An 11,528-nucleotide genomic window follows, 5' to 3' on the forward strand; every position below is an offset into this window, starting at 1 on the left:
CCGCCCCCCCGGGGCGCCGCGTCCCATGCGACGCGGCGCCCCATCGCGCGCGTGCGCGAGAGCCCCATATCCTCGGTATGGGATGGGGGATCGAACGGCATGGATGAGGCGCTGGCCCGCAAGCTGCGCGTGCTCGCGGACGCGGCGAAATACGATGCGTCCTGCGCGTCCTCCGCCGCTCCTAAGCGCGTGTCGGGGCCCGACGGCCTGGGCTCGACCAAGGGCACGGGCATCTGCCACGCCTATACGCCGGACGGACGCTGCGTCTCGCTCCTGAAAATCCTGCTCACGAATTATTGCCTCTACGACTGCGTCTATTGCGTGAACCGCCGTTCCTCCAACGTGGAGCGGGCGCGGTTCAAGGTCGACGAGGTGGTGGCGCTCACCCTCAACTTCTACAAGCGCAACTATATCGAGGGCCTGTTCCTGTCGTCGGGCATCGTCAAGACGCCGGACTACACCATGGAGCAGCTCATCCTCGTGGCGAAGACCCTGCGGGAGAAGCACGGCTTTCGCGGCTACATCCACCTCAAGACTATCCCCGAGGCGAGCCCGTTCCTCATCGAGGAGGCGGGGCTCTATGCCGACCGGCTCTCGATCAACATCGAGCTGCCTCAGGCCGAGAGCCTGAAGCAGCTCGCCCCCGAGAAGGACGACGGCCAGATCCTCGGCGCCATGGGGCGCATGCAGGAGCGCATCCTCGAGGCCAAGGAGGAGAAGCGCGGGCCGCGCTTCTCGCCCGCGGGGCAGAGCACGCAGATGATCGTGGGCGCGGACGCCGCCGACGACACGGCGGTGCTGCGCACGAGCGACCGGCTCTACAAGGGCTATGGCCTGCGCCGGGTCTATTACTCGGCCTTCAGCCCCATCCCCGACGCAAGCCACGTCCTGCCCGCCAAGGCCCCGCCCCTCCAGCGCGAGAACCGGCTCTACCAGGCCGACTGGCTCCTGCGCTTCTACGGCTTCACCGTGGACGAGATCGCGGACGGCACCGAGGGCGGCATGCTCGACCTCGCCATCGACCCGAAGCTTGCCTGGGCGCTCAAGCACCGGGACCGCTTCCCCGTCGACGTTAACCTCGCCGAGCGCGAGATGCTGCTGCGCGTGCCGGGCCTCGGCGCCAAGGCGGTGGACAAGATCGTGGCCGCCCGCCGCCACACCCGCCTGACGCTCGCCGATGTCGGGCGCCTGTCGAGCGCGGTGCGCCGGGCCGAGCCCTTCCTGATCACGGCCGACCACCGGCCCGTGCGGCTCACCGACCGCGCCGACCTGCGCGAGCGCCTCGTGCCCCGCCGCGCCGAGCAGCTGAGCCTGTTCTAGCATGCGCACGGTCGCCCTCGGGGCGGGCGCGGACCTCGACGGCTTCCGCCGCGCGGCCCGCGCCCTCGTCGCGCAAGGGGTCGCGCCCGAGGGAGTGCTGTTCACGGAAGGGGTCGGCCTCTTCGCCGACGAGCCGCTGCCCGACGCTCCCGCCTTCGCGCTCCCTAAGAGCGTGCCGCCGATCGTGGCGGACGTGGTGCGCCACAGCGACCCCGAGCGCTACGGCCTCCTCTACCGCCTGATCTGGCGCGTGGTTCACGGCGAGCGCGCCCTGCCCGAGGTGGTGAGCGATCCCCTGATCCACCGCCTCCACCTCATGCGAAAGAGCCTGGCCCGCGACATCCACAAGATGCACGCCTTCGTGCGCTTCCGGCAGGTCGAGACCCCGGAGGGCGAGCGCTACGTCGCCTGGTTCGAGCCCGAGCACCACATCCTGGAGAGCGTCGGCCCCTTCTTCCGCGACCGCTTCGGCTCGCTCCACTGGTCGATCCTGACCCCGCGGGGCACGATCCACTGGGACCGCGAGCGCCTCGCCTACGGCCCGCCCGCGACCCGCGCCGACGCGCCGGACGGGGACGCCTTCGAGGCCGGCTGGCGGGCCTACTACGAGAGCATCTTCAATCCCGCCCGGGCCAATCCCGGCGCCATGCGGGCCGAGATGCCGAAAAAATACTGGAAGAACCTGCCCGAGACGCAGAGCATCCCGGCGATGCTCCAGGGCGCCTCCGCCCGCGTCGAGCGGATGGTGGAGCAGGCCGCCACCGTCTCGGCGAAGCGCGAGCCCACGGCCGCCCTCGCCGCCATGCACCGGCGCGAGCCGCCCGCCTCCCTGGAGGCCCTGAACCGGGCCATCGCGGCCTATGTGCCGCCCGTGGCCTTCGCGCCGAGGGCCGTGCTCGGCGAGGGGCCGGTGGGGGCCGGCATCGCCTTCGTGGGCGAGCAGCCGGGCGACCAGGAGGAGATCCAGGGGCGGCCCTTCGTGGGCCCCGCGGGCCAGCTTCTGATGCGGGCGCTCAACGAGGCCGGCATCGTCCGCGAGGAGGCCTATCTCACGAATGCCGTGAAGCACTTCAAGTTCGAGGCGCGGGGCAAGCGGCGCATCCACGTGACGCCCTCGGCGGGCGAGGTGCGCCATTACCGCTGGTGGCTCATGGACGAGCTCGACCTCGTGGCGCCGCGCCTCGTGGTGGCGCTCGGCGCCACGGCGGCGCTTGCGCTCACCGGCCGCCCGGTAGCGATCACCCGTTCGCGCGGGCCCTTGATGCTCGACCGGGGCCCGGGCTTCGTCACCGTTCACCCGTCCTACCTGCTGCGCCTGCCCGACGAGGCGGCGCGGGAGCGGGCCTATGCGGCGTTCGTGGGCGACCTCAAGGCGGCGCAGGCCCTCGCCGCCGGCGAGGCACCCGCGGCGGGGGCGTGACGGAAGCCGCCTATTTCAGCCCCAGCAGGCGCTCCCGCGAGCCGGCGATGCCCCGCTCGGACGCCTTCGCGTAGAGCTCGCGCGCCCGCTTCGCGTCGCCCCGGATGCCGAGCGCCCGCCAGGACGCGAGGATGCGCGGATCGTAAGTTTCGGCGAGGTGGAAGGCGGCGCGGGAGCTGCCCGCGTGAAGGGCATGCTCCAGGACGAGGCGCGCCCCGCTGATGTCGCCCTGCTCGATGAGCCCGCGCGCCCGGGAGAGCAGCCAGGCATCGTCCACGTCGTCGGCCTGATCGGGCGGCAGCGACGCCTCGACGGCCGGCATCGGCGGGGCCGGGGGCGTCGCGGGGGCAAGCGAGGGCGACCCGAGGGCGGCGGTACGGGTCCGGTGCGGATGGCCGCGCGCCGTGTTGCCCGTGGTCTCGGGCATGTCGAGAGCGGGCGCCTGCGCGACGGGGGCCGGCACCGCGACGGGCGCCGGGAGGGGAGCCGGGACCGGCGCGGACGGCTCGGGCACCGCCGGAGCGGCCTCGACCCGCGCCACGACGGCCGGCGGCGCCTCCGGGGCGGGCTCGGCGAGCGCGACCGCGAGCGTCGCGGGCGCCGTCGCGGAGGCCTCGGGCGCGACCTCGGGGGGAACGGGCGCGGCGGCCTCGGCCATGGCCTGCGCCGGGACGATCTCGGCGGGCGGGATCTCGACGGCGACGACGGGCTCGATGGCGACGGGCTCGAGGGCCGCGACGATCACGGGCTCCGCGGCGGCCGGCGTCTCGGCGGGGGGCGCGACCGTGAGCGCGACGTCGAGGGCGGGAGGCGGATCGATCTCCGGGACACGGACCTCCGCCAGGATGGCGGCCGGGGACTCCGCGGCCGGAGGTTCCGCGGCGGCCGGTGCCTCGGCCATGGCGACAGGCTCCCGGCGCGGCGTCTCGACGATGGCGACGATCGGAAGATCGCCGGAGCTCGCGACCGCCTCGATCGCGACCGGGGCCGCTTCCGCCGCAAGAGCGGTGTCAGGGGGCGCGGCGGCGGCCGTGGTGGTGGGCGGCGCCACCTCGGCTTCGGCTGTAGGCGGCGGAGCGTCCGCGACCTCGAACGGGCCTGCGATGCGCTCGGCATCCGGGCCGCGCGCGCTGGCCACGGGCGCGGGATCCTCGAAGAGGAGAGAGCGCACCGGGATGGCGATCAGCGCGGAGGCGAGCACGACGCCGCCCACGACGAGCGCCCGCCCCATGCGGGACGGCGGCGGCTCCGCGGCCGGGGCGGCGGGCTCCCCATAGGCCGGGTCGAAGCCCGGCGGATCGCCCATGGCGCGCAATTCCTCGAGGCGGCGGGCCATGGCCTCGGCGCTCGGCCCTGTCTGGGCGTGGGGGTTGGTGCTCATGGCGCTGCTCCCGCGCGCTGGGTGGTGCCCTTGCCCGTGCGGGAAAGCTGCCACCGCATGAAGTCCTGGTAGAGCGCCTCGCGCTCGGTCATCGAGATCGAGCCCACGAGGTTGCCCCGTCCGTCGAGGAAGGTCTGGAACGCCGCCTTCTGCTCCGGCGGGGCCGAGGCCACGCGCTCCTTGCGGTCGAGCCAGTCCTGGGCGGGCTTGAAGCGCTCCCAGCCCGGCACCGTCGCGCCGAGATTCACCTCGCGCCATTTAGGATGGCGTCCAGGCAGGGCGAACTCGTCGAAGCGCGAGAAGAACGCGTCCACGAAGCGCTCCACCCGGCGATAGCGGTCCGACCCCTGCGGCCAGTTGAACACCGCGAGCACGTTGCCCACCGCGATGGTCTCGACGGCGGCGCCCTCGTCGATGAGGCGGGGATAATCGGCCCGCTCGAAGCGCGCCGGCAGGTAGGTCTCGGCGACCGCGCGGTCGAAGGGAACGGGGAGGAGGTGGAAGCGGCCCTCGCCCTGGAACTCGGCGATGCCGCGCACGGGCCGGCCCGCCACGTAGAGCGCGGCCTGGATCTCCCCCGAGCGCAGCCGCTCGTAGGAGGTGGACTGGTCGTAATGGGTGAAGTCCGGCTTGATGCCGAGCTTGTCGAACAGGATCTTGGCCGTGAGGCTCGTGCCGCTGCCCACCTTGTCGATGTTCACCTTGCGGCCGTCGAGCTGGCGCAGGTCCGTGATCTCCCGCGAGGCGAGGATGTGGAGCTCCTCGTTGTAGAGGCGGGCGATGTAGCGCAGGCGCTGGTGGGCCGCGGTCTGCAGCCGGTCCTCGCCCAACCCCTGGCGGGCGTCCATCTGGACGATGCCGACGTCGACGCCGCGCAGATACATGATGTCGCGCAGGTTCTGCAGCGAGCCGCGCCCCACGATGGGCAGGACACGCAGCGATTCGGCGTCGAGCACGTTCGCGAGATCCGCCGCGATGCGGATATAGGTGCCGTCCGCGCCGCCCGAGATCACCCCGATCGTGCCCGCATTGGCCCGATCGGCTCCCGCGGCCGGCTGCCCGGCCCCCTGCGCGACGGCGCTGCCGCCCGTCAGGGCGAGCGCGAGCGAGACGAAGAGCCCGAAAGTCCGTCTCCGAAGCATAAAGCCACCTCTGAAATAGAAGGCAGCCCCCGAACGCGTTGTTATATTGTGACGCAACCGTGGCACCGGCCGAGCCTCGCCGCAACGGGAAACTTGGCCAGCCCACGGCCGAATTCCGCACGATGCCCAAACCCTGCGCAGGACGGTGCCAAAGCCCCATCCCCGGGCCCTTCGCCCCCCGAAATGCCCCTCAAACCGGCAGCGGCCCGTCGCTCTTCACCTCCTCCATCACGGCATAGGTGCGCGTCTCGCGCACGCCCGGCAGCGCGAGAAGTGATTCGCCGAGGAAGCGGCGGTAGGCCGCCATGTCGGCGACCCGCGTCTTGACGAGGTAGTCGAAGCCCCCCGCCACCATATGGCACTCGAGCACCTCCGGCGCGCGGCGCACCGCCGCCGCGAAGCGCTCGAAGACGTCGGGGGTGGTCTTGTCCAGCGAGACCTCGACGAAGACGAGCAGCTCCAGCCCCAGGCGGCGCGGGTCGAGCCGGGCGCGAAAGCCCTGGATCACGCCCTCCTTCTGCAGGCGGCGCAGGCGCTCCCCCGTGCTCGTGGGCGAGAGGCCGACACGCTCGGCGAGCTCCACGGCCGGCAGCCGCCCGTCCTCCTGGAGCAGGGCGAGGATGCGGCGGTCGATACGGTCGAGGTCCGTCATGTTCACGCTCTGGAGGTGCCTGAACCGACGATCGTAAGGTTCAACCCGGGTTTGCGCCAATCGAAATCCGGCGTGATCGGGGTTAATCTCGCCGCCGTCGATGTCCCCGAGGTGAGAGCCGTGAACGCCCCGTCCCCGCAGCCCTTCGGGGCTCCCTACGCCGAAGACGACACCGCCATCGCCGGGCGCCTCATGCGCGAGGCCTGGCTTCCCCGGGAGCGCGAGGCCCGCGTCGATGCCACCGCCCGCGAGCTGATCGGCGCCATCAGGGCCGAGCGGGGCGGGTTCGGCGGCGTCGAGGAGATGCTGCGGGAATATTCCCTCTCCACCAAGGAGGGCCTCGCCCTCATGGTGCTGGCGGAAGCGCTGCTGCGCGTGCCCGACGGCGCCACCGCCGACCGGCTGATCGAGGACAAGCTCGGCCAGGGCGACTTCGCCCGCCACGAATCCCGCTCCGAGGCCTTCCTGGTCAACGCCTCCGCCTGGGCGCTCGGGATGACCGCCCGGGTGATCCAGCCCGGCGAGACCCCCGAGGGCATCCTGCGCCAGGTCGCCAAGCGCCTGGGCGTGCCGGCGGTGCGCGCCGCGACGCGCCAGGCCATGCGGGTGATGGGCGGCCACTTCGTGCTGGGCCAGACGATCGAGGAGGCGTTGAAGCGCGCCGCCACGGGCGAGGGCCGGCTCTACCGCTATTCCTTCGACATGCTCGGCGAGGGCGCCCGCACTGCGAAGGATGCCGAGCGCTATTTCGAGTCCTATGCGGATGCCATCGAGGCAATTGGCCGCGCCGCCGGCAACCGGCCCCTGCCCGACCGCCCGGGGATCTCGGTGAAGCTCTCGGCCCTCCACCCGCGCTACGAGGCCCTGAGCCGCGAGCGGGTGCTGGCCGAGCTCACCCCGCGCGTGGTGGCGCTCGCCGCGAAGGCGAAGGCCTACGACCTCAACTTCACGATCGACGCCGAGGAGGCCGACCGGCTGGAGCTCTCCCTCGACGTGCTGGCCGCCGCCTTCGGGGATCCCTCGCTCGCGGGCTGGGACGGGTTCGGCCTCGCGATCCAGGCCTATCAGAAGCGTGCACTTGCGCTCATCGACTGGATCGCGGAGCTCGCGCGCCGGCACGACCGGCGCATGATGGTGCGCCTCGTGAAGGGCGCCTATTGGGACACGGAGGTGAAGCGCGCGCAGGAGCGCGGCCTCGACGACTATCCCGTCTTCACCCGCAAGGCGATGACGGACCTGTCCTACGTCGCCTGCGCCGAGCGCATGCTGGCGCTGCGCCCCCTGATCTATCCCCAATTCGCCACCCACAACGCGCTCACCGTTGCCTCGATCATCGAGCGGGCCGGGGGCGTCGAGGGCTACGAGTTCCAGCGCCTGCACGGCATGGGCGAGGCGCTCTACGGGCACCTCGTCGAGGAGCAGGGGGGCGCCGCCTGCCGTACCTACGCGCCCGTCGGCGGCCACCGCGATCTCCTGGCCTATCTCGTGCGCCGCCTCCTGGAGAACGGCGCCAACTCGTCGTTCGTGTCGGTCGCGGCCGATCCGGCCGTGCCCGTGGAGAGCCTCCTCAAGCGCCCTGCCGAAATCGTGGGCGCTCCCGAGCGGGCCCGCCACCCCCGCCTGCCCCTGCCCCGCGACCTGTTCGGCCCCGGGCGGCGCAACTCGCGGGGCGTCGAGCTCGGCCACCGGGCGTCGCTCGAGGCGCTGCTCGCCGAGATCGCGGGCGCCGGAGCGCCGGGGTCCGCCGCGCCCCTCGTCGACGGCCGGGCGCTCGGCGGCGAGCGCCGGCCCGTGCTCAACCCCGCCGACGGGCGCACCCCCGTGGGCGAGGTCGCCGAGGCCTCGCCCGAGAGCGCCGACGCCGCCATCGCCGCGGCGCGGGCGGGCTTCCCGGCCTGGAGCGCCATTCCGGCCGATCGCCGCGCCGCCGCCCTGGAGCGCGCGGGCGACCTGCTGGAGGCCCGGCGCGGCCGCTTCCTGCACCTCCTCCAGGCGGAGGCCGGCAAGACCCTCGACGACGCGCTCTCGGAGCTGCGCGAGGCGGTGGACTTCTGCCGCTACTACGCGGCCCAGGGGCGCGAGCTCATGGGCGAGCCGGAGACCATGCCGGGCCCGACCGGCGAGGCGAACCGGCTCGCTTTGCGCGGCCGGGGCGTGTTCGTCGCCATCTCGCCCTGGAACTTCCCCCTCGCCATCTTCCTCGGCCAGGTGGCGGCGGCCCTCATGGCCGGCAACGCCGTGGTGGCGAAGCCCGCCGAGCAAACGCCCCTCGTCGCGGCGGAAGCCGTGCGGCTCCTGCACGAGGCGGGGGTGCCGGCCTCGGCGCTCCACTTCGTGCCCGGCGACGGGCGGGTCGGCGCGCGGCTCGTCGAGAACCCGCATGCCGGCGGCGTGGTGTTCACGGGCTCCACGGAGGTGGCGCGCCTCATCAACCGGACGCTTGCGGCGAAGGACGGGCCCATCGTCCCCCTCATCGCCGAGACGGGCGGCATCAACGCCATGATCGTGGACGCCACGGCGCTCCCTGAGCAGGTGGCCGACGACGTCGCGACCTCCGCCTTCCGATCGGCGGGCCAGCGCTGCTCGGCCCTGCGCCTCCTCCTCGTCCAGGAGGACGTGGCCGACCGGATGATCGAGATGATCGTGGGCGCGGCCCGCGAGCTGAAGGTGGGCGATCCCCGCGACGTCAGCGTCGCGATCGGCCCCGTCATCGACATGGAGGCGAAGGAGCGCCTCGACGCCCACGTGGCCCGGATGAGCCGGGAGGCGAAGCGGGTGCATCTGGCGGGCGAGGCGCCCCGCTCGGGCACCTATGTCGCCCCGCACGTGTTCGAGCTCGACCGGCCCGGCGCCCTCGACCAGGAGGTCTTCGGCCCGATCCTCCACGTCGCCCGCTACCGCGCCGCCGATCTCGACCGGGTGCTCGAGGGCATCGAGGCCACGGGCTACGGCCTGACGCTCGGCGTGCACTCGCGCATCGACGCCACGATCGAGCGGGTGGTGCGGCGCCTGTCGGTGGGCAACGTCTACGTCAACCGTAACATGATCGGCGCGGTGGTGGGCGTGCAGCCCTTCGGCGGCCACGGCCTCTCGGGCACGGGCCCGAAGGCGGGCGGTCCCCACTACCTCCTGCGCTTTTCCACCGAGCAGACCGTGACGATCAACACCGCCGCCGCCGGCGGCAACGCGGCGCTGATCGCGATGGAGGAATAGGGGGACGTAGCCCCCCTCCCCCTTGCGGGGAGGGGCTGAGGGTGGGGGTCGCAAAGTCGGAGCTGGCGGGGAGCACGCAGGCCCGTACAGCCCTGTCCTGGACCGACGGCGGTTGGCGTCCCTTCCCCCACCCCTGACCCCTCCCCGCAAGGGGGAGGGGAACCCTACCCCACCGCTTCGGCGATCGCTGCCGGCCGGGCCGGCGCCCCCTCCACCTGCAGGAGCAGCACGCACTCGAGGCCCCCCGGCGCGAAGGTGGTCTCGACGGAGCCGCCCGGCTCCGCCGCCATGCTGCGCTCCAGGAGGCGCGTGCCGAACCCCGTGCGCTGCGGCGCCTCGACGGGCGGGCCGCCCCGCTCGGCCCAGCGCAGGCGGAGCATCGTCCGGCCCGTGGCGGGGTCGGGCAGGAGCGTCCAGGCGATCTCGACGGTGCCGGTGCGGTTGGACAGCGCGCCGTATTTCACGGCGTTGGTGGCAAGCTCGTGCAGGGCCATCGCCATGCCCAGCGCCACCCGAGGCTCGACGCGGACCTCCGGCCCGCCGACCACGAAGCGCTCGGCCTCGGCCCCGCCATGGAGCTCCGCCGCCTGGCGCACGATGTCGCCGAGGACGGCGCCCTCCCAGTTCTCCCGGGTCAGGAGATCGTGGGCGCGCGACAGGGCCATGATCCGGTCGGTGAGCGCGCGGGCCAGCACCCCGTTCGCGTCGTGCCCGCGCAGGCTCTGCGCCGCCATCGACTGCACGGTGGCGAGCGTGTTCTTCACCCGGTGGTTCAGCTCGTTGACGAGAAGGCGGCGCTGCTCCTCGGCCCGCTTGCGCTCCGTGATGTCGAGCGCCACCGCCACGGCGCCGACGATGCGGCCCGCCCCGTCGCGCAGGCCCCGGGCGTTGACGAGGAGGGTGACCTCCTCGCGGCCGGGCACGGCGAGCATGTATTCCTCGCCCTCGGGCGGGTCCCCGGCGAGCGCCCGCTCCAGGGGCCAGCGGCTGCGCTCGACCGGGCGCCCGCCCTGGGACAAGCCGACCCGGCTCACGGAATCGTCGCCGCTCAGGACGCCCAGCTGGGCACTGCCGGTGAGCCCCGCGGCGTAGCGGTTCTGCACCACGTCGCGCACCGCCGGATCGTAGCTGAACCAGACGGCGGCCGGGACCGCGTCGAGCACCGTCTCGAGCTCGCGCGTCCGGGTCTGGAGGGTGCGCTCGGCATGCTTTTGCGCCGTGATGTCGAGGAACGCGCCCGTGAGGCGCACGGGCCGGCCGCGGGCGTCGCGCGCCACGAGCCCGCGATGCCAGATCCAGACCCAGGCGCCCGAGGCATGCCGGATGCGGTACTGCTGGTCGATCCCCTCGGTGGCGCCCGCGAGCGCCGCGTCCACGGCGGCGAGGAACCCGGCGCGGTCCTCCGGATGGATGCGGTCCTGCCACCAGCCGCGGGTGGGGACGGCGTCGGCCTCGTCCACGCCGAGCATCTCGTAGGCCCGGGGGGCGCGATAGGCATGGCCGGTGCGCAGATCGGTCTCGAAGACGGCGCCCTGGAACGAGGCGACGGCGAGCCGGTAGCGCTCCTCGCTCTCCGCCAGCGCCTGCTCGGCCCGGCGGCGGGCCGTGGTGTCCAGGAGGAGCCCCGTCGCCCAGACGAACCTGCCGTCGTCATGCATGACCCGGCCCCGGGCCAGGACCCAGCGCTCCTCGGCCGTGTCGGCGCGGCGGATCCGGAACTCGGCCTCGTAGCGCCCGTCGCCCTCGGGGCGGTAGGCGGCGGCGTAGGCCTCGTTGACCCACGCGTCGTCGGGGTGGATGAGGGCCGAGAAGGTCGACGTGGCGGGCTCGACGGCGTCGGGCAGCCCGCAGATGGCCTTGAACTCCGGCGACCAGCGGTGCCGGCCCGTGGCCCCGTCCACTTCCCAGGTTCCAAGCCCGGTGGCCTCGACGGCGAGTCGCCAGCGTTCGTCCTGCATGCCGCGACTTTAGCCATCTTGGGAGGCCTGTCGACAGCCCCCGTTCCCCCCGGGCCGCGCGGCCCCCTCACCGGTCGCGGCGCGCGCCCTTGCGGGCCTTGGTCAGGCGGGTCGGCGCGTGGAAATCCGGGGGCTTGGTGCGCACCCATTCGAGAAAGCGCGCCATCTCGGGATCGTGGCGCAGGCTCTCCACGTCGGCGAGGCGGCGCGCGATCTCGGCCTCCGAGAACCGGGCATGGATGGCGCTGTGGCAGATCTGGTGCAGGCGCACGATGGCGCCGTTGGCGCCGCCCTTCAGCTTCGGCGTGAGATGATGCCGGCTCGACTTGGCGCCCGGCGGGATCGGCCGGTCGCACAGCGGGCAGTGGGGCTCGGGCGCTGGCGCGCTCTCGGCGAAGAGACGGTTTCGGCGGGGCACGACGGGGATATGGGTGCGGGCGGA

At 73.3% G+C, this 11,528-nt stretch carries 8 protein-coding genes; 3 read left to right on the top strand and 5 right to left on the bottom strand.

The annotated features are described in order from the left end of the window. Window positions 1–99: 99 nt before the first annotated feature. The gene (locus tag F0L46_RS18215) at window positions 100–1,320 is read left to right on the top strand and encodes a putative DNA modification/repair radical SAM protein (protein ID WP_149820164.1); all 1,221 of its coding nucleotides are present in this window, start codon (window positions 100–102) and stop codon (window positions 1,318–1,320) included. A 1-nt stretch (window position 1,321) separates the two neighbouring features. After that, window positions 1,322–2,740, top strand: a complete 1,419-nt coding sequence (locus F0L46_RS18220) for a UdgX family uracil-DNA binding protein (protein ID WP_149820166.1) — start codon at window positions 1,322–1,324, stop codon at window positions 2,738–2,740. Window positions 2,741–2,750: 10 nt separating this feature from the next. On the opposite strand, the gene F0L46_RS18225 is transcribed toward F0L46_RS18220, so the two are convergent. The 3 genes from F0L46_RS18225 to F0L46_RS18235 form a co-directional block, all read right to left on the bottom strand. Then, window positions 2,751–4,121, bottom strand: coding sequence for a hypothetical protein (locus F0L46_RS18225; protein WP_149820168.1), 1,371 nt, complete (start codon window positions 4,119–4,121; stop codon window positions 2,751–2,753). Beyond that, entirely contained in the window at window positions 4,118–5,263 is a 1,146-nt protein-coding gene (locus F0L46_RS18230) for a TAXI family TRAP transporter solute-binding subunit (protein ID WP_149820170.1), read from the bottom strand. The genes F0L46_RS18225 and F0L46_RS18230 overlap by 4 nt, the downstream gene beginning before the upstream one ends. 190 nt (window positions 5,264–5,453) lie before the next feature. Further along, the gene (locus tag F0L46_RS18235; protein WP_149820172.1) at window positions 5,454–5,915 is read right to left on the bottom strand and encodes an Lrp/AsnC ligand binding domain-containing protein; all 462 of its coding nucleotides are present in this window, start codon (window positions 5,913–5,915) and stop codon (window positions 5,454–5,456) included. Between the two features lie 120 nt (window positions 5,916–6,035). On the opposite strand from F0L46_RS18235, the gene putA reads away from it, so the two are divergent. Further along, window positions 6,036–9,128 carry a bifunctional proline dehydrogenase/L-glutamate gamma-semialdehyde dehydrogenase PutA gene (putA, locus tag F0L46_RS18240; protein WP_149820174.1) on the top strand — a complete coding sequence of 1,031 codons (3,093 nt, stop codon included), beginning with the start codon at window positions 6,036–6,038 and terminating at the stop codon, window positions 9,126–9,128. A gap of 164 nt (window positions 9,129–9,292) precedes the next feature. Here the strand turns inward: putA and F0L46_RS18245 are convergent, their stop codons facing one another. Next, on the bottom strand, window positions 9,293–11,086 hold the full coding sequence (locus tag F0L46_RS18245) for a PAS domain-containing protein (protein WP_149820176.1): 1,794 nt from the start codon (window positions 11,084–11,086) through the stop codon (window positions 9,293–9,295). 67 nt (window positions 11,087–11,153) lie between these two features. Further along, window positions 11,154–11,504, bottom strand: coding sequence for an HNH endonuclease family protein (locus F0L46_RS18250; protein WP_149820278.1), 351 nt, complete (start codon window positions 11,502–11,504; stop codon window positions 11,154–11,156). Window positions 11,505–11,528: the final 24 nt, after the last annotated feature.

The organism is Salinarimonas soli (assembly GCF_008386575.1).
Taxonomy (GTDB): Bacteria; Pseudomonadota; Alphaproteobacteria; order Rhizobiales; family Beijerinckiaceae; genus Salinarimonas_A; species Salinarimonas_A soli.

Coding starts and splice junctions, on each gene's coding strand:
- F0L46_RS18215 (WP_149820164.1), top strand. CDS start 100: ATGGATGAGGCGCTGGCCCGCAAGCTGCGCGTGCTCGCGGACGCGGCG.
- F0L46_RS18220 (WP_149820166.1), top strand. CDS start 1,322: ATGCGCACGGTCGCCCTCGGGGCGGGCGCGGACCTCGACGGCTTCCGC.
- F0L46_RS18225 (WP_149820168.1), bottom strand. CDS start 4,121: ATGAGCACCAACCCCCACGCCCAGACAGGGCCGAGCGCCGAGGCCATG.
- F0L46_RS18230 (WP_149820170.1), bottom strand. CDS start 5,263: ATGCTTCGGAGACGGACTTTCGGGCTCTTCGTCTCGCTCGCGCTCGCC.
- F0L46_RS18235 (WP_149820172.1), bottom strand. CDS start 5,915: ATGACGGACCTCGACCGTATCGACCGCCGCATCCTCGCCCTGCTCCAG.
- F0L46_RS18245 (WP_149820176.1), bottom strand. CDS start 11,086: ATGCAGGACGAACGCTGGCGACTCGCCGTCGAGGCCACCGGGCTTGGA.